The sequence below is a fragment of the [Haemophilus] ducreyi genome (assembly GCF_900109315.1).
Lineage (GTDB): Bacteria > Pseudomonadota > Gammaproteobacteria > Enterobacterales > Pasteurellaceae > Haemophilus_B > Haemophilus_B ducreyi.
Genome location: NZ_FOJC01000001.1, coordinates 54,334 through 75,705 on the forward strand (window position 1 = coordinate 54,334; position 21,372 = coordinate 75,705).

At 37.3% G+C, this 21,372-nt stretch carries 17 protein-coding genes; 8 read left to right on the forward strand and 9 right to left on the reverse strand.

From position 1 onward, the window contains the following. Nucleotides 1-33 precede the first annotated feature (33 nt). The 3 genes from recF to dnaA all read right to left on the reverse strand — a co-directional run bounded on the left by recF (nt 34) and on the right by dnaA (nt 3,645). The gene (gene recF, locus BMX01_RS00275) at nt 34-1,116 is read right to left on the reverse strand and encodes a DNA replication/repair protein RecF (RefSeq protein ID WP_064082066.1); all 1,083 of its coding nucleotides are present in this window, start codon (nt 1,114-1,116) and stop codon (nt 34-36) included. Between the two features lie 61 nt (nt 1,117-1,177). Beyond that, the gene (gene dnaN, locus BMX01_RS00280; RefSeq protein ID WP_010944791.1) at nt 1,178-2,281 is read right to left on the reverse strand and encodes a DNA polymerase III subunit beta; all 1,104 of its coding nucleotides are present in this window, start codon (nt 2,279-2,281) and stop codon (nt 1,178-1,180) included. Between the two features lie 17 nt (nt 2,282-2,298). After that, complete coding sequence (dnaA, locus tag BMX01_RS00285) at nt 2,299-3,645, reverse strand: chromosomal replication initiator protein DnaA (RefSeq protein ID WP_196757908.1); 1,347 nt, start codon at nt 3,643-3,645, stop codon at nt 2,299-2,301. A gap of 225 nt (nt 3,646-3,870) precedes the next feature. Here dnaA and BMX01_RS00290 point away from each other — a divergent pair, with 225 nt between their 5' ends. From BMX01_RS00290 to lolE, 8 genes are all read left to right on the forward strand, one after another. After that, nucleotides 3,871-5,526: a phosphoethanolamine transferase gene (locus BMX01_RS00290; protein WP_064083341.1), complete on the forward strand. Its 1,656-nt coding sequence runs from the start codon at nt 3,871-3,873 to the stop codon at nt 5,524-5,526. A 128-nt stretch (nt 5,527-5,654) separates the two neighbouring features. After that, on the forward strand, nt 5,655-6,737 hold the full coding sequence (prfA, locus tag BMX01_RS00295) for a peptide chain release factor 1 (RefSeq protein ID WP_064082063.1): 1,083 nt from the start codon (nt 5,655-5,657) through the stop codon (nt 6,735-6,737). A gap of 116 nt (nt 6,738-6,853) precedes the next feature. Continuing rightward, a complete protein-coding gene (prmC, locus tag BMX01_RS00300) occupies nt 6,854-7,732 on the forward strand; it encodes a peptide chain release factor N(5)-glutamine methyltransferase (protein WP_064082062.1) in 879 nt (292 codons plus the stop codon). Continuing rightward, nucleotides 7,732-8,598 carry a SirB1 family protein gene (locus BMX01_RS00305; protein WP_064082061.1) on the forward strand — a complete coding sequence of 289 codons (867 nt, stop codon included), beginning with the start codon at nt 7,732-7,734 and terminating at the stop codon, nt 8,596-8,598. The genes prmC and BMX01_RS00305 overlap by 1 nt, the downstream gene beginning before the upstream one ends. Before the next feature lie 28 nt (nt 8,599-8,626). Then, complete coding sequence (gene kdsA / locus BMX01_RS00310; RefSeq protein ID WP_064082060.1) at nt 8,627-9,487, forward strand: 3-deoxy-8-phosphooctulonate synthase; 861 nt, start codon at nt 8,627-8,629, stop codon at nt 9,485-9,487. 5 nt (nt 9,488-9,492) lie between these two features. Beyond that, the gene (locus BMX01_RS00315; protein ID WP_064082059.1) at nt 9,493-10,665 is read left to right on the forward strand and encodes a lipoprotein-releasing ABC transporter permease subunit; all 1,173 of its coding nucleotides are present in this window, start codon (nt 9,493-9,495) and stop codon (nt 10,663-10,665) included. 84 nt (nt 10,666-10,749) lie between these two features. Further along, nucleotides 10,750-11,430 carry a lipoprotein-releasing ABC transporter ATP-binding protein LolD gene (lolD, locus tag BMX01_RS00320; protein ID WP_064082058.1) on the forward strand — a complete coding sequence of 227 codons (681 nt, stop codon included), beginning with the start codon at nt 10,750-10,752 and terminating at the stop codon, nt 11,428-11,430. Then, nucleotides 11,430-12,680: a lipoprotein-releasing ABC transporter permease subunit LolE gene (gene lolE, locus BMX01_RS00325; RefSeq protein WP_064082057.1), complete on the forward strand. Its 1,251-nt coding sequence runs from the start codon at nt 11,430-11,432 to the stop codon at nt 12,678-12,680. Before lolD ends, lolE begins: the two co-directional genes overlap by 1 nt. A 51-nt stretch (nt 12,681-12,731) precedes the next feature. Here the strand turns inward: lolE and BMX01_RS00330 are convergent, their stop codons facing one another. The 6 genes from BMX01_RS00330 to BMX01_RS00360 all read right to left on the reverse strand — a co-directional run bounded on the left by BMX01_RS00330 (nt 12,732) and on the right by BMX01_RS00360 (nt 21,355). After that, nucleotides 12,732-13,526 carry a peptide ABC transporter ATP-binding protein gene (locus tag BMX01_RS00330; RefSeq protein WP_064082056.1) on the reverse strand — a complete coding sequence of 265 codons (795 nt, stop codon included), beginning with the start codon at nt 13,524-13,526 and terminating at the stop codon, nt 12,732-12,734. Nucleotides 13,527-13,625: 99 nt separating this feature from the next. Continuing rightward, nucleotides 13,626-14,702, reverse strand: a complete 1,077-nt coding sequence (fbaA, locus tag BMX01_RS00335) for a class II fructose-bisphosphate aldolase (RefSeq protein ID WP_064083340.1) — start codon at nt 14,700-14,702, stop codon at nt 13,626-13,628. A gap of 107 nt (nt 14,703-14,809) precedes the next feature. Next, nucleotides 14,810-15,985 (reverse strand): phosphoglycerate kinase, encoded by a 1,176-nt coding sequence (locus BMX01_RS00340; protein WP_064082054.1) that lies wholly within the window; start codon nt 15,983-15,985, stop codon nt 14,810-14,812. A gap of 124 nt (nt 15,986-16,109) precedes the next feature. After that, on the reverse strand, nt 16,110-17,384 hold the full coding sequence (gene sdcA / locus BMX01_RS00345) for a sodium/C4-dicarboxylate transporter SdcA (protein ID WP_064082053.1): 1,275 nt from the start codon (nt 17,382-17,384) through the stop codon (nt 16,110-16,112). Nucleotides 17,385-17,956: 572 nt separating this feature from the next. Continuing rightward, the gene (parE, locus tag BMX01_RS00355) at nt 17,957-19,873 is read right to left on the reverse strand and encodes a DNA topoisomerase IV subunit B (RefSeq protein WP_064082052.1); all 1,917 of its coding nucleotides are present in this window, start codon (nt 19,871-19,873) and stop codon (nt 17,957-17,959) included. 318 nt (nt 19,874-20,191) lie between these two features. Continuing rightward, a complete protein-coding gene (locus tag BMX01_RS00360; protein WP_064083339.1) occupies nt 20,192-21,355 on the reverse strand; it encodes a chorismate mutase in 1,164 nt (387 codons plus the stop codon). Between the last annotated feature and the right edge of the window lie 17 nt (nt 21,356-21,372).

Consider the following 21,372-nt stretch of genomic DNA (forward strand, 5'->3'; position numbering starts at 1 on the left):
GCCATAACGAAAAAGGGGCGTTGAGCGTCCCTTTTATGTTTTTAATTTACCCTCTTTAAGGTGAAATAATTTGTCTTGCGCATATTCTTGCCAATGCATTTGATTAAGTTGTTTAGCAGTGATTGCAGTCACAAATACTTGTGAACCGGTTTCACGTAAACGATGTGCAAGTAATTCGCGCTTCGTTGGATCAAGCTCTGAGGCGAAATCATCAATTAAGAATAAACATTGACGTTTTTTTTGGGTAACTAAGTATTCTCCTTGTGCTAAACGTAAAGCACACATTAATAATTTTAATTGCCCTCGTGATAATACATCTTCAACCGGTAAGCCATTTGCTTTAAAACGGAAATCAGCTTTTTGTGGGCCTACCATAGTATAGCCAATATTCTGATCACGCTCAAAACCTTGCCTTAACACATCAGCATAATCAGCCCCATTTTCCCAACCTTGATGAAAACTTACACGAATTGGTAGTTCAGGTAAGAAAAAGTGGCAAGTTTTCTCGATTTCTGGACGTAATGCTTCAGCATATTCGGTTCGCATTTTTGTTACTAAATGAGCTAAACGCACTAATTCAATATCCCAGGCCTTTAATTCTGAGTAAAATTTCACCTGTGGTAATGCGGCATTACGTTGTTTCAGTATTCGTTTTAAATTTGCCCAATAGCTATAAAATTCAAGATGTTGGTGAAATAGCCCCCAATCTAAAAATGCTCTGCGATAGCTAGGCCCACCATTTAATAAGGTTAATCCTTCAGGTGTAATAACTTGCATAGGTAACAAATGCGCTAAATCAGCTATTTTCTTGCCATCTTCACCATTAATTTTTAGTAATGTATCGCCGGCACGATTTTTTTGTAAGCCAACAGACCATTGATGTTGCGTTTCATCAATTTTACTGTGTAAGACAAAATTTTCCGCATGATGATGGATAATTCTATTGCTGATATGGCTTTTAAAAGAACGGCCGTGGCCTAGGTAAAAAATAGCTTCTAATAAGCTAGTCTTGCCACTTCCATTGTGGCCGACAATAAAATTAAAATCGGGGCTTAGCTCAAGATCAATGGCTTGTAGATTGCGGAAATTATTGATGAGTAAACGAGATAAGGGCATATAATATTTAAAGGATTTTTGTTTGTGGCTTTCAGTCGTTTAAAGAAAGCCACTATAAAAATTATAAGCGCATTGGCATAATGACATATTCTGCTGTACTGTTCTCACAATCTTCAATTAAACAGCTTGAGCTTGCATCGACTAAGTTAAAACGTACGCGTTCACATTTCAGCGTATTTAATACGTCTAATAAATAGCTTACATTAAAGCCTATTTCCATTGCGGTATTCTGGTATGCCACGTCAATAATTTCTTCTGCTTCTTCTTGTTCTGGATTGTTAGCCGTAATTTTCAACATATTTTCACTTAAGGCTAAACGTACACCGTGGAATTTTTCATTAGAAAGAATAGCCGCTCGCATTAATGCACGTTTTAACATTTCGGTTTCGGCCTCTAAAATACGATCTGCATTACGTGGTAATACTCTGCGGTAATCAGGGAAACGACCATCAATTAATTTTGAGGTAAAGACAACGCCATTCATTGATATTCGTAAATTATTCGTGCCTATTTCTAAGCGGACAGGATCAGCCGTCATAGATAATATCCGTGATAATTCTAATACGGCTTTGCGGGGGACAATCACTGAATGGGTTGTCAGTTCTTGGCTGAGGGCCATAGTACATACGGCTAAACGGTGGCCATCAGTTGCTACAGTACGTAATAAATTACCTTCTGTTTCAAATTTCATACCGTTTAAGAAATAGCGAGCGTCTTGATTTGCCATTGAGAATTGTGTGGCATCAATTAAACGAGAAAGTGTTGATTGTTCCATACTAAAATCAACTTCAGGTTTCCAATCCATTAAATTTGGATAATCGCTAGCGGGTAAAGTCGCTAAGTTAAATTTGCTACGATCAGCTCGGATTAATGCACGATCTTGTTCAAACTGAATAGAAATGAGGCTGTTTTCAGGTAAACTGCGACAAATATCAAGCCATTTTTTGGCTGGAAGAGTAAATTTGCCACTAAAATCAACCGCTTGTTCAAGTTCGGCTTGAGTTGTTAATTCTACTTCCAGGTCTGTGCCCGTTAATGACAAGCGAGATCCGTTAATGTCGAGTAAAATATTATTAATGACAGGCAAGGTAGGGCGGCTGCTTAATACGCCACAGACTTGTTGTAAAGGTTTAAGTAACTGTTCTCTGGTAATCGTAAGTTGCATAATAATCCCTTTATCATCTAAGACGATAATTTGCGAGTTAAATTAGTATAGTCTTCTTGAATACTGTTGTCAGTATCACGTAATTCATTGATGGTTTTGCAAGCGTGCATCACCGTTGTATGATCACGACCGCCAAATTCTCGCCCAATTTCAGGCAAACTATGACTAGTTAATTCTTTGGCTAATGCCATCGCCATTTGGCGCGGTCTTGCGATAGAGCGTGTACGGCTTTTGGATTTTAAATCTGCCATTTTGATATTGTAATATTCTGCTACAATTTTCTGAATATTTTCAATCGTCACTAAGTGATCATAAGAGGCGATTAAATCTTTTAACGTTTCTCGTACCGCGTCAATGGTAATTTGTCGTTTAGTAAAGTTACACCAAGCGGTGACACGATTAATTGCACCTTCTAATTCACGTACGTTAGTTCTTAATTTTTGACCAAGATAAAAGGCGACTTCTTCAGGCAGTTCTACATTTCGCTCTTCGGCTTTTTTCATCAAAATTGCCACACGTGTTTCTAACTCAGGTGGCTCAATGGCGGTACTAACGCCCCAATTTAAGCGTGATTTAATTCGTTCTTCAATATTTTCGATGTTTTTAGGGAAATGATCCGAAGCGAGGATAATTTGTTTATTTCGTTCAAATAAGGAATTAAATGTATGGAAAAATTCTTCTTGCGAAGCCTCTTTTTTGGCAAAAAATTGGATATCATCAATCATTAATACATCTAACGAACGATAGAATTTTTTAAAATTTTCGATGGTGTTGCTTTTAAGTGCTTTTACCATATCTTGCACAAAGCGTTCAGAATGAATGTACACGACGCGTGCTTGTGGATTACGTTTTAGAATTTCATTACCGACCGCATGTAGTAAATGTGTTTTACCTAAACCGGTGCCACCATAAAGTGAAAATGGATTGCAATGGCTTTCCCCCGGATTATCTGCAACTTGTTGTGCAACTGCTTTGGCAAGTTGGTTTGACTTACCTTGTACAAAATTATCAAATGTTAGGCGGCCATTTAATCCAGTTTTAAACTTATGAATGGTATCTTGAGCTAATTCTTCTTTATTGGTTGAGGAAGCGGATAGATTCTGTTCAGTAGGTTTATTTCCAACACGAATCGTAATTTTAAGCTGTTCGTTTTTTGATAAAAAGCGAGCTAAATCAATAATTTCGGTTAAGAATTTATCTTTTACCCAATTTTCAACAAATGGATTTTGAGCATAGAGTGTTAGTTCTTCATTGGCGAAGCTTGCTTGTAAAGGACGTAGCCAAGTGCTGTAATCAATTGGTGAAACTTTCGTTTGTAAGTGATTAAGACAATCAGACCAAAGAGAAGACACGATTTGCTCCAAAGGAAAAAAGTTAAAATGAACCTATAATAATACCTTAAAATCCTGTGGAAATCTTGTAGATTTTTATCAAAAATCGTACTTTTTAATGATTGACAATCAACGATTAGCCAGAATAAATATGATTTAACCTATTATATATTTTATTTATTGCTAATTTGTTGGTTGTAAAATATCCTTAATAGCTTGATAGGCATTATTGCTTATGTTTTTATACAAAGGAATTTTATGAAATTTAAATGTTCAACTTGGCAGCTTTCCTCTACTCAATTAGTTGCTATTGTTTCTTTCTATCTTACAGCTGTGCTTAACATTCCGTTTTTTCGTGAAAGTTTCAAGCTTTATGAGTTTACTCAGACATCTGCTGATTATTTTATTTATACGATGCCATTAGTGCTTTTTGTTGCACTTAATATTGTTCTTAATATTCTTGCATTACCGATTGTACATAAAATTATTATCCCTCTGTTATTAATATTAGGCAGTGCTATTAGTTATAACTCATTATTTTTTAATGTTTATTTTGACCGTAATATGCTGAATAATGTGTTACAAACAAATGTGGCAGAAAGTTATCGAATGTTGACACCTAGCTATTTAGCTTGGTTATTTTGTTTGGGGATTTTACCAGCGTTAGTTTACCTCAATATCAAAATAAAATATCGTAAATGGTATAAAGAAATAGCGGTCAGATTAGCCACTATTTTTGCAGCCTCTTTAGTTATTGGCTTGATTGCTTCACAGTATTATCAGAGCTATGCTTCATTTTTCCGTAATCATAAATACCTTACGCATTTAATTGTGCCAAGTAATTTTGTTGGGGCCACCATCGGCAAAATTAAGCGTGATCGTTTAGCGAACCAACCGTTTATCAAACAAGCGGAACAGGTGAAAATGCTGAAAAAGGATAACTATCGCACCGTAAGTGTTATTGTTGTTGGTGAAACAACACGAGCGGCAAACTGGGGATTAAGTGGTTATGCACGTCAAACTACGCCTAAAATGGCAGCGCGAATAGCACAAGGCGATAATCTATTTAATTTTAGTGAAGTAACCAGTTGTGGAACGGCTACGGCAGTTTCTGTACCTTGTTTATTCTCGTCGCAAACCCGTAAGCAATATGATGAAGTTATCGCTAAAAATCAGGATAATTTGATTGATATTCTCAATCGTGCGGGCGTGAAAATCGTTTGGATACAAAATAATAGTGACAGTAAGAATGTAGCGGACCGAATTGGTGAAATTAATGTATTTAAAGGCGTAGAATCACCATTATGTGTAGATGGTGAATGCCAAGATAATATTATGTTGCCTGAATTAGATAAAGCGTTGGCTGAAAATCCAACGCAAGATCTTGTGGTAGTATTACATACGATCGGTAGCCATGGACCAACTTACTATGAACGTTATACAGAAGCGGAGCGTTTATTCACACCTACTTGTGATACAAATAACATTAATAAATGCAGTAGAGAAGAATTAGTCAATACTTATGACAATAGCGTGGTTTATCTTGATCAATTTCTTGATAAAGTGATTGAGCGGTTAGAAGCGCATAATGAGTGGAAAAGTAGCCTATATTATTTCTCTGATCACGGTGAATCATTAGGTGAAAAAGGTATTTATTTGCATGGTACTCCTTATGCTTTTGCACCAGAAGAGCAAACGCATATCCCAATGTTGTTATGGTTTTCACCTACTTGGATAAAACATAAACCTTTTGATTTAGCGTGTGTGCGAAAAAATGCGGCAAAAGCTTATTCTCATGATAATGTTTTCCATACAGTCTTTAGCTTAATGGATATAGATATGAGTAAAGCATCATTACCTATGTATGATAAAAAACTAGATATGTTGGCTGAATGTGCTCATAAAGTAGAATAATATGCTTGTAAGCGGCTTTTTTAGCAAAATTTTTGTAAAAAAGACCGCTTATTTTCTACAAGCAATTCAAGTAAATTTCCGCTATAATCCCTACTATTTTATATCTACATTTAACCCAATAGAGAACAATGAAAGCATCTATTATTCATAAATTAGACTGTTTAAGTGAACGACACGAAGAATTACAAGCATTATTAGGCGATGCTTTAGTGATTGCCGATCAAGATAAATTCCGCGCTTATTCAAAAGAATATGCACAATTAGAAGAAGTAGTGGCAACCTTCAACCGTTGGAAAAAACTCAATAGCGATATTGAAGAGGCTGAGTTATTATTAGATGATCCTGATATGAAAGAAATGGCAACAGAAGAGATTGCTCAGAATAAAGCCGAAATAGAATGCCTTGAACAACATTTACAGATTTTATTGTTACCTAAAGATCCGAATGATGAATATAACGCCTTCTTAGAAATCCGAGCCGGTACTGGCGGTGATGAAGCGGGTATTTTTGCGGGTGATTTATATCGTATGTACAGCCGTTATGCAGAAAGTAAACGTTGGCGGATCGAAGAAATGTCCGCTAACGAAAGTGAACAAGGCGGTTATAAAGAAATTATTGTAAAAATTTCTGGTGAAAGCGTTTATGGTCAGCTTAAATTTGAATCAGGTGGTCACCGTGTGCAACGGGTACCTAAAACTGAATCGCAAGGCCGTATTCATACTTCTGCTTGTACAGTTGCGGTAATGCCAGAATTACCAGAATCTGAAATGCCAGAAATTAATCCTGCCGATTTACGGATTGATACTTATCGATCATCTGGTGCAGGTGGTCAGCACGTTAATACGACCGATTCTGCGGTCAGGATTACGCACTTGCCAACAGGCATTGTGGTAGAATGTCAAGACGAACGTTCGCAACATAAAAATAAAGCAAAAGCACTCGCCGTGTTAGCGTCACGGATTGTGCAAGTTGAGCAAGAACGTCAAGCAATGGCACAAGCAGATACACGCCGTAATTTATTAGGAACAGGTGACCGTTCAGATAAGATTCGTACTTATAATTATCCTCAAGGGCGGGTAACAGATCACCGTATCAACTTGACGGTTTACCGTTTAGATGAAGTGATGAATGGTAAAATTGATGAATTAATTCAACCGATTATCACCGAATATCAAGCGGATCAATTAGCGGCATTATCAGATCAGGCTTAATGGTTAAGGTGAGGTTACTCACCTTTTTTATTTTGGTAAAATCAATATTACCACTACTTGTGAGCGCCATAGCGTTCAGTAAGCGGTTTAATTTAGCGTAAATTTTGCAAAAAAGAATGAATTACACAGAATGGTTGAATTATGTAACTACGGTGCTTCAAGCTAACCTTGTCCACGATCCTTATCTTAATCCTAAAATAGATGCTAATTTATTGTTACAAGCGGTCACAAAAAAATCAAAAGCAATGCTGTTTGCTTTTGGCGAAACACACCTTTCTCACGATCAATTAGCTGAATTAACGCTATTATTGCAACGTCGGCAAAAAGGTGAGCCAATCGCTTATATTTTAGGCGAAAAAGAGTTTTGGTCATTGCCTTTGAAAGTGTCTAAACATACGCTTATTCCGCGGCCAGATACAGAAAGAGTGGTAGAAATTGCACTTGATTGGGCTTATAAGCGCTTAGAACAGCAAACGAATTTGCATATATTAGATTTAGGTACTGGCACGGGCGCCATTGCGCTAGCATTAGCTTCAGAGCTAGGTGATAAGGCCGTTATAACGGCGGTTGATATCAAGGCAGAAGCGGTCAGTTTAGCAGAAGAAAATCGCCAACATTTGGGTTTTAATTTTAAGCAAGTTACTTTTTTACAGAGTGATTGGTTTAGTGCGTTACAATCTCAACAATTTGATTTGATTGTAAGTAATCCTCCTTATATTGATAAAACAGATGAAAACCTAAAGCTGGGTGATGTACGATTTGAGCCACTTTCTGCTTTAGTTTCAGCGCAACAAGGGTTGAGTGATTTGTATAAAATTATTGAAAATGCCCCCCTTTATTTGACAGCTAAAGGTGCATTAATCTTAGAACACGGTTGGCAGCAAGCCACAGCCGTTCAGCAGTTTTTTCAACATTATGATTGGGACGAAATTCAATCTTGGCAAGATTATGCAGGTTTGGATCGTGTGACCAAGGGAGTAATAAAAGCAAAATAATGGACGATATTATTCAACAACTATTTAAAGAGGTAGAACGACCGCAATTGACTGTTAACGAACAAGCATTACAGCAATACTTATACCGTGAAATAGTCAGGCTGACTTTATTAGTTGAGCCAACGATCAGCAAACCGCAGATAATTGGCTTATTGTCAGCATTGGTCAAAAAAGCGCGTCATTATGTTAATGCGGATAATCAAGCAGAGTGTATCCAGCAATTACTTGATTTAGTTTATCAAGAATGGCGATTTCATTGCGATTATCAAGAATATTTTTATACGGATAATTTATTGTTACACCATGTTATCCGTTCGCATCGAGGTATGCCACTTTCTATTGGTGCTATCGTGCTTTATTTAGCCGCTAAATTGCAATTACCTATTTATCCCGTTAATTTCCCCACACAACTTATTTTACGAGCAGAAATAACCGAAAGTAGCGGTAAAAAAACGGTTCGTTTTATTAATCCTTGGGATGGACAATTTTTGCCATTAGAATTATTGTTGAAATGGTTAGAAGGAGAAGTTGGTTACGGCGTTGAGCTTTCACCTGAGTTATTACGTCGAGCCGATCCTGCTGAATTGCTAGAGCGCGTTGAAACGGTCTTTAAAATGGTACTCACGCGAGAAGGAAAATATGAACAAACGTTACGTTTAATTGAATACCGTCTAGCAGAAAACCCGGACGATCCTTATGAAATTAGAGATCGAGGTATGGTATTGGCGAGTATGGATTGTTATCAAGCGGCCTATGACGATTTAAGTTATTTTATTGATCAATGCCCAGATGATCCTTCAGCAGCTATTTTAAAATCAGAAGTTAAAGTACTTGAGCAAAAAAGCAAACAAAACCAAGTGCATTAATGCATTATTATTTAATTAAGGAACAAAGATGGCGAATAAATCTGTAACAGTTGGTCAGCTAGAGATCGCAAATGATAGACCATTTACATTGTTTGGTGGAATGAATGTGTTAGAAAGCCGTGATATGGCGATGCGTGTTTGTGAAAAATATGTAGCAGTGACAAATAAATTAAATGTTCCCTATATATTTAAAGCTTCTTTTGATAAAGCAAATCGTTCGTCTATTCATTCATACCGTGGGCCAGGTATGGAAGAAGGCTTAAAGATTTTCCAAGAATTGAAACAAACATTTGGCGTTAATATTATCACCGATGTGCATGAAATCTATCAATGTCAGCCGGTTGCTGAAGTGGTTGATATTATTCAATTGCCTGCATTTTTAGCACGGCAAACAGATTTAGTGGAAGCTATGGCGCGCACAGGCGCAGTAATTAATGTCAAAAAACCACAATTTTTAAGCCCAGGGCAAATGGGGAATATTGTTGAAAAAATTGTAGAATGTGGCAATCAGCAAATTATTCTTTGTGATCGCGGTACAAATTTTGGCTATGATAATTTAGTGGTCGATATGCTTAGCTTTAACATTATGAAAAAAGTCTCTGATGGTTGTCCTGTTATTTTTGATGTAACGCATGCCTTGCAATGTCGAGATCCATTTGGTTCTGCCTCTGGCGGTCGCCGTGATCAAGTGACTGAATTAGCGCGTTCGGGGTTAGCGACTGGATTAGCGGGGCTATTTTTAGAAGCACATCCAGATCCAAATACAGCAAAATGCGATGGTCCATCAGCTTTACCTCTTGATAAGTTAGAAGCCTTTGTTGCACAAATGAAAGCGATTGATGATTTAGTCAAATCTTTTGCTGAGCTTGATACTGCTTGTCGCGACTAACAAAAATGAATTTAACCTCTCTTTTTATTGCAGTTCGTTATTGGCGTTCAAAAAGTGCCGATCGTTTTGGTCGTTTAGTCACCAACCTTGCTAGTTTGGGCATTATATTAGGTGTAATGGCATTAATTACGGTGTTGTCGGTAATGAATGGTTTAGAAAATATGCAAAAGCGTAATTTACTTTCGGCTTTACCGCACGCCATCGTGTTGCCAGTAAATGGTTATTTTGAGAAAACGCAAACCTTAGATTTACCTGCTTTTGTGACACAAAGTGTTGCAATTAATCAAGCGAATGTCATTATTCAAAGCCAACAGGCGATTAATGCAGGGCAATTAATTGGGGTAGAGCAAGCCTCTGATGATCCGCTACTCACTGATCAAGATATTGAACATTTATTGCCAAGTGGTCGATTTAACGTATTGATTGGTTCTCGTTTGGCACATAAATTGAATATTCACCCCGGCGAAAAAATTCGTTTAATGATTACTGAAAATAGCCAATACACCCCGATGGGCAGAGTGCCGGTGCAACGTTTATTTACGGTAGTAGGTCTTTATTTTGCCGATCATGAAAGCAGTGAATATACGCTATTTGCAAATTTAGCCGATGTTGGGCGTTTATTACGTATTGATCCAGAGCAGTTACAAGGCAAGCGGTTATATTTGCAAGATCCTTTCATGGTGACCGAATTAGCCACTTTTTTCAGCACTACTCAGTACAAAATCAGCGATTGGCGTGAGCAAAAAGGTGAATTTTTCCAAGCGGTAAGAATGGAAAAAAATATGATGAGTTTATTGATTAGCTTGATTATTTTAGTGGCTATTTCCAATATAGTTACATCGTTAAGCTTAATGGTGGTGGATAAACAAGCCGAAATTGCCATTTTACAAACGCAAGGTTTAATGAAACGCCAAGTCATGCACATTTTTATTTTTCAAGGTGCAATAGTGGGCGTGATCGGTTCGATCATCGGTGGCATTATTGGTGTGATCTTAACACTTAATTTAAATACGCTAGTTGGTTTATTTAATCCGACTATTCATTTACCCATTCTTATTGCACCGCTACAAATTTTGATTATTGTGTTATCTTCAGTACAGCTTTCGCTACTATGTACGCTTTATCCTGCCTATCGAGCCACTAAAATTGAACCGGCACAGGCCTTGAGGTATGAATGATACGGACTTTATTTGCCTAGTTTGTGCTAAGCCATCTTGCCGTTGTCAAGCGAATATTTATTTTAAACAGATTTAGGAAAATCAATGACAGAACTACTTCGCTGTGAAAAGATCAGCAAATTTTATGAGGAAGGTAGCCAATCCGTACAAGTACTGAATGATGTTTCTTTTACGATTAATACAGGGGAACTTGTTGCGATTGTTGGTAGTTCTGGTTCGGGTAAAAGTACATTGTTGCATATTTTAGGTGGTTTAGATAAACCAACCACGGGTGAAGTGTGGATTAATCGCCAATCATTACAGCAATTAAGCGCTAATCAATTGGCGGAACTACGTAATCAACAGCTTGGTTTTGTTTATCAATTTCATCATTTAATGGCTGATTTTACCGCTTTGGAAAATGTGATGATGCCAATGTTGATTGGTAAACAAAATAAGCGTGAGGCGGCTGATCTTGCTGAAAAAATGTTACAAGCCGTGGGTTTACAACATCGCATTTGCCATCGTCCTGCGGCGCTTTCAGGTGGCGAACGTCAGCGTGTGGCGATTGCGCGTGCGTTGGTCAATAAGCCTGCATTGGTATTGGCAGATGAGCCGACCGGTAATCTTGATCAAAAGACGACCGAAAGTATTTTTGAATTGATTAAACAGTTGAATATTGAACAAAATATTGCCTTTTTATTAGTGACTCACGATCTCAAATTAGCGGATAAATTAACGCGTCGCTTAATAATGGCTGATGGCGTATTACGAGAGGCAAGCTAATGAATACACCATTTTTTATTAGTTGGCGTTATCAGCGAGGTAAGCAGAAAAATCGTTTAATTTCGTTAATTTCACTGTTTTCGAGCATTGGTATTGCTTTAGGAGTAGCGGTCTTAATTATCGGTTTAAGTGCAATGAATGGGTTTGAACGGGAATTAAATCAACGCGTTTTATCTGTTGTGCCACATGCAGAATTACGAGTATTTAATGAGGTCGAAAATAGTCCTATTTATGCGGGCGAAAAATTAGCAGAATTAGCAAAACGCAATCAAGATGTTATAGCGTTGGCACCATTTGTGAGTTTTACGGGGCTGATTGAAAATGGTCGTCAGCTGAAAATTGCCCAAGTGCGTGGCATTGATTCAACCAAACAAGATCAAGTTAGTTCATTAAGTCAATATGTTGCCAGTCAACAATGGCAAGCTTTTCAGCAACAAGGCGGTTTAATTCTTGGTGCTGGGATTGCTAAGGCATTGAATGTAACCGTTGGTGATGATGTAACCTTATTGCTTCCTCAGACAAGCGGTGAAAATAAATTAGCCCAGCCATTACGTTTTAATTTGCCTATTAGCGGTATACTTAGACTAGAAGGCCAACTTGATCATAGTTATGCGTTATTACCATTAGCTAAAGCACAGCAATTATTGGACTATCAGCCAACGGAATATACCGGCATACAATTAGCCTTAAAACAGCCTTTTAATGCACAACGATTGCAATTACCCGAGTTAGCTGAATTTGAACAGCCACTTTATTTGGCTACGTGGATTGATAAGTTTGGCTATATGTATAATGATATTCAGCTGATTCGTACAGTGATGTATATTGCAATGGTGTTGGTGATTGGTGTCGCTTGTTTTAATATTATTTCCACTTTAATTATGATGGTTAAAGATAAACAAGGCGATATTGCTATTTTGCGTACTTTAGGTGCGAATAGTCGTTTTATTAAACAAGTGTTCTTATGGTATGGATTATTGTCTGGTATGAAAGGCGCATTATTTGGCCTCGTGTTAGGCGTTCTTTTATCATTAAAATTGACCGCTATTATTCAGAATTTGGAACGTTTTTCGGGGACTAAATTATTATCTGATGGCGTCTATTTCATTGACTTTTTACCGAGTGAATTACATTGGCAAGATGTTTGTTGTGTGCTATTTGCTACGGTTATTTTGAGCTTAGTGGCAAGTTTATATCCTGCAACACGAGCGGCTAAATTAGCGCCGGCTAAAGTATTAAGCGGTTATTAATTTCATCAATTAAGCATAAGGCATTAGTGGTTTTACACTAATGCTTTTTATTTATTTTGCCCAAGCGTCTTCGGTTAGCATTTTGCCAAAATGGCTTTCAATTAGACGTGCGGTAATGGGATTCTGTGGATTCAGGAGCACTTCTTTAGTGTAGCCATATTCAATTGCTTCGCCTTGATGCATAATAATCAGTTTATCGGCGATATGTTTTATGATGCCTAAATGTTGACCAACATAAATAAAAGCGATGCCTAGCTTTTCTTGTAGATTAAGCATTAAATTGGTTAACTGCGTTTTCACTGAAAAATCAAGTGTGCTTAAAGTATCATCAGCAATAATAATTTCTGGTGATAGAATTAACGCCCTTGCAAGTGCAATCCGTTGTTTTTGGCTAGTTGAAGTTTCTTTAATCGGAATGAGCGCATACTCAGGATACATACCAACTAATTTCAAGGTATTAAAAATACACTCATTGCGTTCTTGTTCATTCATATCTGTGGCTAAACGTAATGGCGCATCAAGAATCTGCCCAATATTATGATTAGGATTAAAAGTATGATTAGGATCTTGAAACATCATACGAATATGTTTTGTCCTAAACTGATAATCGCCGTATGTTAATTTTTTATATCGAAAGAACATATCACCGCTAGTTGGTTTAGTAATACCGGCAATCATTTTAGCTAATGTCGATTTTCCCGCACCATTTTCACCAATAATTGCAATGGTTTCGCCTTCATTTAAGTTAAATGAAATATTTTTAACCGCGTAAAAACGCTGTTTATGAAATAAACTAATATGATCAGTAAAACGTTTATTCAGATTGTGAACTTCTAATAATGCCATAAAGATTGAAGCATAAGTGCTTTATATGTGAATATTGTGATATAAAAAGACCGCTTAGCAAGCGGTCTAATTTTGTAAAATGTACCAACAGTTTATGAATTATAATACATTTATGCAGTTTAAGTCTTCGAAAGATTGTTCTAAGCGTTTTGACATAGATTCTTCCATTTTACGTAACCAAACACGTGGGTCATAATATTTTTTGTTTGGTGCGCTAGGGCCGTCCGGATTGCCTAATTGACCTTGCAGATATGCTTCATTTGCTTTGTAGAAGTTTAAAATACCGTCCCACGATGCCCATTGTGTATCAGTATCAATATTCATTTTGATTGCACCATAGCTGATCGCTTGGCGGATCTCTTTGCGTGATGATCCTGAGCCACCATGGAATACAAAATTAATTGATTTTGCAGGTAAATTACGTTGTGCAGACACAAACTCTTGTGAATCACCTAAAATAGATGGTTTTAACTTCACATTACCTGGTTTATAAACACCGTGTACATTCCCAAAGGCAGCCGCTATGGTAAATCGCGGGCTGATCGGATGTAATTGATCATAAACATATAATACATCTTCGGGTTGAGTATATAAACGCGACTCATCTACATTAGAATTATCGACGCTATCTTCTTCACCGCCGGTAATACCAATTTCGATTTCTAGCGTCATATCCATTTTGCTCATTCGTGCAAGGTATTCACGGCAAATCGCCATATTCTCTTCCATTGGTTCTTCAGATAAATCAAGCATATGTGAAGAAAATAATGGTTTACCCGTTTCAGCAAAATGTTTCTCACTTGCATCTAATAGGCTATCGATCCAAGGTAATAATTTTTTTGCAGCGTGATCGGTATGTAAGATAACGGGCACACCATATTCTTCAGCCAGTAAATGTACTTGCTTAGCACCGGCAATCGCACCTAATACATCCGCTCTTGCCCCGCTTGTTGGTTTGATGCCTTTGCCTGCATAAAATGAAGCTCCACCATTCGAAAATTGAATAATAACGGGGGCTTTAACGCGTGCAGCAGTTTCTAAAACGGTATTGACTGAATTAGAACCTACACAGTTAACGGCTGGAATTGCAAAATTATTTGCTTTAGCATACACAAAGATTTTTTGAACATCATCGCCTGTTACTACGCCGGGTTTTACGATATCTAATAATGCCATATTGGTATTTCCTTAATCTAAAGATCTGAAAAGAGAACGCAAAAATTGCCTGTTTAGTATTTAATTAAGCGGTAAATTTTTGGCAAAATTGACCGCTTATCATTTGATTAGTTGTTTGCACGTTTTTCTAAAATTTCAACAGCAGGTAATACTTTGCCTTCTACAAATTCTAAGAAAGCACCGCCGCCGGTTGAGATATAAGAAATTTTATCGGCAATGCCAAATAAATCAATTGCAGCCAATGTATCGCCACCACCTGCGATAGAAAATGCCCCATTTGCAGTGGCTTCTGCAATTGCATTTGAGATAATTTCCGTTCCTTTACGGAAGTTCGCGAATTCAAAGACCCCTACAGGGCCATTCCAAAGAATCGTTTTCGCGGATTTAATAATATGAGCTAATTCTTCAGCGGATTTGTCGCCAATATCGAAGATAGATTCATCGGCGGTCACTTCTGATACTAATTTTTCGGTTGCTGTGGCTGTTTCAGAAAATTCTGTACCTACACGCACATCAACAGGAACAGGAATATGAGTGGTTGACGCTAATCGTTTTGCTTCTGGGATTAAATCACCTTCATATAAGGATTTACCTACATTATGCCCTTCTGCCGCAATGAATGTGTTGGCAATGCCCCCCCCGACAATCAGTTGATCAGCAATTTTTGAGAGGCTATCTAAAACGGTTAATTTGGTTGATACTTTTGAACCACCTACAATTGCTAACATTGGGCGTTGTGGTTCTTTTAATGCTTTACCTAATGCTTCAAGCTCGGCAGCCAATAATGGCCCTGCACAAGCTATAGGTGCAAATTCTGCTACGCCATAGGTTGAGCCTTCTGCGCGGTGTGCAGTACCAAATGCGTCCATAACAAAAATATCGCATAAGGCAGCATATTTTTTTGCTAGTTCAGCATCATTTTTTTTCTCGCCTTTATTTATGCGCACATTTTCAAGGACAACAATTTCATTTTGGTTGACTTCTACACCATCTAAATAGTCACGCACTAGCCGTACAGGCACACCTAAATCAGATGCATTTAAGTAATCAACTACAGGTTGTAATGAATTTGCTTCTTCAAATACGCCTTCAGTTGGACGACCTAAATGTGATGTTACCATCACTTTCGCACCTTTTTGTAAGGCTAATTTTAACGTCGGGATTGTAGCTCGAATACGAGCATCTGAGGTGATTTTACCTTCCTTTACGGGGACGTTAAGATCAGCACGAATGAATAAACGTTTACCAGTTAAATCAAGGTCAGCCATTTTTTTAACGGACATAGTGAGTTCCTCTATTAGTAAGTCTTAAAATGTAGACAGTTTAATTATAGCATTTTCTACCTATTTTGGGCGAATGTAGATCAAATTCTGCTTTCTTTTGTAAAAAGTTTGAACCGCTTATTTATTATAGGAAAAGTGGGAAGAAAATAGGCAATAACAGCATACTGAGTAAGACACTGATAATAATTAATGGTATTCCTGCTTTAGTATAGTCAGTAAATTTATATTGCCCAACGGACAAAATCATTGTATTAGCTGGAGTGGCAATCGGAGTGGCAAATGCGCACGATGAACCGATAACAACCGCCATTAATACAGCCCGTGGATCTGCATTTAATGAGTTTGCGATCGATAGGCCGATTGGTGCGAGTAAGGCAGCTGTAGCGGTGTTTGACATAAAGTTAGTTAATAGACAGCTTAACAAGAGAATGGTCAGTAATAATGCGGTTGTACTCGGATGGTCGCCTAGTAAACTTAATATTGAATGAGCAATATCTGCACCAGCACCGGTGCGTTTTAGTGCATCCGTTAATGCAAGGGTGCCTGCAAAGAGGAAAACGACTTGGCTATCAATGGCTTGGTAAGCTTGTTTTTCAGTGATAACGCGCATAATTACTAAAATCAGCGCGCCTATACAAGCGGAAATATAGAGCTTAATTCCGATCACTTCTTCAAAAACCATTGCAAATAAGGTAGCAATTAATACACAAAGTGAAAGCCATTGTTTCCATTTAGGGATAATATTATGGTGATGATGGAAAGCCTGATAATCCTGTTTTTTGACATGAGTATTGAGTGTTTGTGGTAAAAAACGATAGCCAATAAACACAAAATAAAGAATACCAACGATTAATAATGGTAAGCCAATTTTAGCGTATTCAAAAAAACCAAATTTTAGACCGGTTTGCGATAAAACACCTTGTACGACTAAATTATTGGGTGAGCCAATTAAGGATAAATTACCTCCTAGCGTTGAGGCAAATGCCATTGGCATTAATAATCTAGAACGAGCAAAATCAGATTTCATTGCGATGCCTAGAATAACCGGGATTAAAATGGCTGAAGTGCCGGTATTAGACAGTATGCCGGACATTAATCCGGTGATTAGCATTAACACAACCATTAATTGCCGTTCACTTTTGGCAAAACGGCTTACGACACCGCCAATTTTATTGGCCATACCCGTTTCAAATAACGCACCACCAATTACAAACATTGCAACAAATAAAATAACATTAGTATCAACAAAACCTAAAAAAGCCTCTTTGGCAGGCAATACGCCAGTAACGGCTAAACCGACGGTGACGATCATTGCGGTTACTGCGAGAGGAAGCTTTTCTAAAGCGAACATTAAAATAGCAAAGATAAGAAAACATAGTGTAATTGCACTTGGGGTCATAAAGGCTCCTAATAGTCAATGAAATGGCAAATTAACATACCATGCATTATTTTTAAAAAGTGTTGGTAATTTACTTTAAAAGATAATTTTTATGCAAAATAAATATGTTCTAAGTAAACCGTATAAATAAAAAACAGCCTATTTATTACATATATATTACAATGAGTTAACAAATTATTATTAAATATAAACAAAATTGTACAAGCCGCATAAATTGTTAGGTTTTTTGAAAATCTATGCTTTAAGGTGGGAGCAGCAAACGTCACGTAAATTAATAAAGCCAAGCTTTTGTTGGTTTCAGGCGTATAAGGTAAAGAATTGAGAAAAATAAAATTATTACGCACGTTTTTTTTATTCAGGGTAATAGTATTGTTTTCCATAAAATAACATTAATGGTTAATCTAAAGACAGGCTGGCACTGTACACAAAATTTTTCAGAATAAAATAGTGATGTTATAAATATGTGAAGGAGTTCAAATTATTTTTAACGTTTTTGGGTAGTAAAAAGCGGTTAGTTTTGGGCAATAATGTGTAAAAATAACCTAAAATTACCCGCTTATTTGCTTTAATGGTTATACACTTAATGCGGCTTCATTACCGCGTTTTTGTAACCATTGTTTCCGATCTTCGGAACGTTTTTTGGCTAATAACATATCCATAATAGCGAAAGTATTAAGAGCATCATCTTGTTGATCCTCTTCACTGTCATCTAGCACGAGTTGCACCAAGCGACGTGTACTAGGATCCATAGTGGTTTCACGTAATTGACTTGGATTCATTTCACCTAAGCCTTTAAAACGTTGTACATTTGGTTTGGCTTTTTTGTGAGCAAGACGTGCTAAAATAGCCTCTTTTTCCACTTCATCTAAAGCATAATGCACTTCATCTTTGCCGATATCAATACGATATAAGGGGGGCATTGCCACATAAACGTGTCCTTGCCGGACTAAGTTGGGGAAATGACGTAAAAATAGCGCACAAAGTAAGGTTGCAATATGCAAGCCATCTGAGTCAGCATCGGCTAGAATACAGATTTTGCCGTAACGTAATTCATCTAGTCTATCATTATCTGGATCAATTCCCATTGCCACGGCAATATCGTGCACTTCTTGCGATGCTAGGACTTGATCAGAAGAAACTTCCCAAGTGTTTAAAATTTTACCACGTAATGGCAAAATCGCTTGATATTCTTTATTGCGTGCTTGTTTAGCAGAACCGCCCGCAGAATCACCTTCGACTAAAAATAATTCGGTGCGTGTTAAATCTTGTGCCGTACAATCAGCCAATTTACCTGGCAAAGCAGGGCCACTCACTAATTTTTTACGTACCACTTTTTTGGCTGCTCGTAAGCGACTTTGTGCTGAGGCAATGGCCATTTCAGCGATAGATTTGCCTACTTGTACATTTTGGTTGAGCCATAAGCTAAACGCATCTTTCAAGGTGCTGTCAACATAACTGGAAGCTTGGCGAGAAGACAACCGTTCTTTTGTTTGACCAGCAAATTGGGGTTCTTGCATTTTTAGTGAAAGTACGTAAGCGCAACGATTCCACACATCATCGGCCGTTAATTTAATGCCTTTGAGTAACAAATTATGTATTTCACAAAATTCAACTATGGCTTTTAACAAGCCATTGCGTAAGCCATTAACGTGGGTGCCGCCTTGTGCTGTCGGAATTAAATTGACATAGCTTTCTGCCAATAATTCGCCCCCTTCCGGTAGCCATGTTAATGCCCAACTCACTGCTTCTGTTTCACTGGTTACGTTGCCAATAAAAGGCGGGTTAGGTAAACATTCTGTTTCTGCCAATGCTTCTGATAGATAATCGGCTAAACCATCTTCGTAATACCAGCTTTCTTGGTTGTGATTAATATGGTCAGTAAAATTAATCGTTAATTTGGGACAAAGTACCGCTTTGGCACGTAGTAAATGGCGTAAACGACTCACTGAAAAACGCGGACTGTCAAAATATTTGGGATTAGGATAAAAATGAACACTAGTGCCCGTCTGTTTTTTAGCACAACTTCCTACTACGTGTAATTCTTCCGTTTTGGCACCGTTAGCAAAAGCAATTTGATAAATATTACCATCACGTTTAATTTTAATTTTTACTTGTTCAGATAATGCATTGACAACGGAAATCCCTACGCCGTGTAATCCACCTGAGAAAGTATAATTTTTGTTGGAAAATTTACCGCCTGCGTGCAATTTAGTTAGAATTAATTCGACGCCTGAGATTTGTTCAGTTGAATGTATATCAATTGGCATTCCTCGACCATTATCAACCACTTCCAATGAGTTGTCTGAATCTAGAATAACATCAATTTGAGTAGCAAAGCCTGATAATGCTTCATCAACACTGTTATCAATCACTTCTTGAGCTAAGTGATTTGGACGGCTTGTATCAGTGTACATACCAGGACGAAGTTGCACTGGTTCCAAATCCTTTAGAACAGTAATTTGATCAGCTCGGTAGCGTTTATCAGACATTTTAATTTCTCTTGGTGTAAATAAAGACAGGTATTTTAAGTAAGAATAGCAGATTTTGCAAAAAATTTAGCATTTTAGCCCGCTTGTGAATGGTGTGGCTGAGTAATCCTCGCAGAGAATGTGGAATAAATGATGGCTGGATAGCAATTTTTAGTTGGTGGAATGCATTATGCTCACTAATTTTTTATCAGCATTTATTTGCTTTATCTATAATAGCCATTCCAATTGTAGCAGGTGTTGTATCCTCTATGGGGTTAATCCTATGATTGCTACAATAGCAATGGCATTATCATTCATTATGGTGGTAAGTGGTGTGAATTAAAGCTGTACTGGTTGCACTACTTCGCTAGGGTAACAGCCGACTACTTTTAAGTAGCACGTTATCTTTTGCAATTCAGCTAAAGTTTGTTGGGTTTTGGCTGAATCGATATTTGCTTCTAATTCAACGTAAAACATTTCTTCCCAATCTTCGCCATAAATTGGGCGTGATACTAATTTGAGCATGCGAATTTTATGTTGTTTAAAAATGCTTAATACATCAACTAAAATACCCGCTTGTTTTTTGCTTGTCATCAGTAACAATATTTTAGTCTGAAGTTGTGGTGAAACGGGCACGGCTTTTTTCGCTACAATGATAAAACGAGTAATATTATGTTCTTGATTGGTAATATTCGTTTTAATATTGGTCAGATCGTATAATTTACCTCCCGCTTCACCAGATAACGCTGCAATATTGGGTTTATTTAAACAAGCGGCTAAACTCATTGCATGCGAACTACTTTCGCAATATTTAATATCAATTTTGCCTAACTTTTCTAAGGCTTGACTACACTGTTTCTCATGTTCAGGATGCATATAGATGGTATCAATATCTTCTAATGTTGCTGTTGGATTGGCTAAAATACAGTGTTTAATCGGATAAACGATTTCATCAATGATAGTTAAATTGGTGTGTTGTAAAATATCGTACACTTCATTGATTGAGCCTGACGTAGAATTTTCTAATGGTAAGATACCAAATTGTGCTAAATCGCCTTCGACTTTTTCAAACACTTCTTGAAATGAATTACAGTTTAGCTCAATCATTACATTTTGTTGTTTTTTCGCAAATTGTTTGGCAGCCATACTTGAATAAGAGCCTGCCATACCTAAGAAAGCGATAGATATTTTCTTATTATTTTCTCTTTCTTGTTTTAGATTATCTTTGAAATAGGCTTGTTGTGTAAGAATAGAATCTTTCATAATGCGTTGAAAGATTTGAGTGATATATTCTTCATCAAGATCATATTTCTGTGCTTCAGCATATTTTATTAATGCATTCAGTAACTCAGTTTCCCGTGTACGATCGCGTAATGGGATCTCGGTTATTTGTTTATCACGCAGCACATCAAAGGCTAATTGATGACGTTCAGCAAGCAGTTTGAGTAAGTCGTGATCTAATTGTGTAATTTGAGTTCTTATGTTTGATAAATTTAAAGGCATGGTATATCTTTTTAATT

What these genes read in the sequence shown, in the direction of transcription:
- BMX01_RS00360 (WP_064083339.1), bottom strand. Translation starts at nt 21,355, where the DNA reads ATGCCTTTAAATTTATCAAACATAAGAACTCAAATTACACAATTAGAT.
- BMX01_RS00330 (WP_064082056.1), bottom strand. Translation starts at nt 13,526, where the DNA reads ATGGCATTATTAGAAGTTCACAATCTGAATAAACGTTTTACTGATCAT.
- recF (WP_064082066.1), bottom strand. Translation starts at nt 1,116, where the DNA reads ATGCCCTTATCTCGTTTACTCATCAATAATTTCCGCAATCTACAAGCC.
- prfA (WP_064082063.1), top strand. Translation starts at nt 5,655, where the DNA reads ATGAAAGCATCTATTATTCATAAATTAGACTGTTTAAGTGAACGACAC.
- parE (WP_064082052.1), bottom strand. Translation starts at nt 19,873, where the DNA reads ATGTCTGATAAACGCTACCGAGCTGATCAAATTACTGTTCTAAAGGAT.
- dnaN (WP_010944791.1), bottom strand. Translation starts at nt 2,281, where the DNA reads ATGCAACTTACGATTACCAGAGAACAGTTACTTAAACCTTTACAACAA.
- sdcA (WP_064082053.1), bottom strand. Translation starts at nt 17,384, where the DNA reads ATGACCCCAAGTGCAATTACACTATGTTTTCTTATCTTTGCTATTTTA.
- lolE (WP_064082057.1), top strand. Translation starts at nt 11,430, where the DNA reads ATGAATACACCATTTTTTATTAGTTGGCGTTATCAGCGAGGTAAGCAG.
- lolD (WP_064082058.1), top strand. Translation starts at nt 10,750, where the DNA reads ATGACAGAACTACTTCGCTGTGAAAAGATCAGCAAATTTTATGAGGAA.
- fbaA (WP_064083340.1), bottom strand. Translation starts at nt 14,702, where the DNA reads ATGGCATTATTAGATATCGTAAAACCCGGCGTAGTAACAGGCGATGAT.
- BMX01_RS00305 (WP_064082061.1), top strand. Translation starts at nt 7,732, where the DNA reads ATGGACGATATTATTCAACAACTATTTAAAGAGGTAGAACGACCGCAA.
- kdsA (WP_064082060.1), top strand. Translation starts at nt 8,627, where the DNA reads ATGGCGAATAAATCTGTAACAGTTGGTCAGCTAGAGATCGCAAATGAT.
- prmC (WP_064082062.1), top strand. Translation starts at nt 6,854, where the DNA reads ATGAATTACACAGAATGGTTGAATTATGTAACTACGGTGCTTCAAGCT.
- BMX01_RS00290 (WP_064083341.1), top strand. Translation starts at nt 3,871, where the DNA reads ATGAAATTTAAATGTTCAACTTGGCAGCTTTCCTCTACTCAATTAGTT.
- BMX01_RS00315 (WP_064082059.1), top strand. Translation starts at nt 9,493, where the DNA reads ATGAATTTAACCTCTCTTTTTATTGCAGTTCGTTATTGGCGTTCAAAA.
- BMX01_RS00340 (WP_064082054.1), bottom strand. Translation starts at nt 15,985, where the DNA reads ATGTCCGTTAAAAAAATGGCTGACCTTGATTTAACTGGTAAACGTTTA.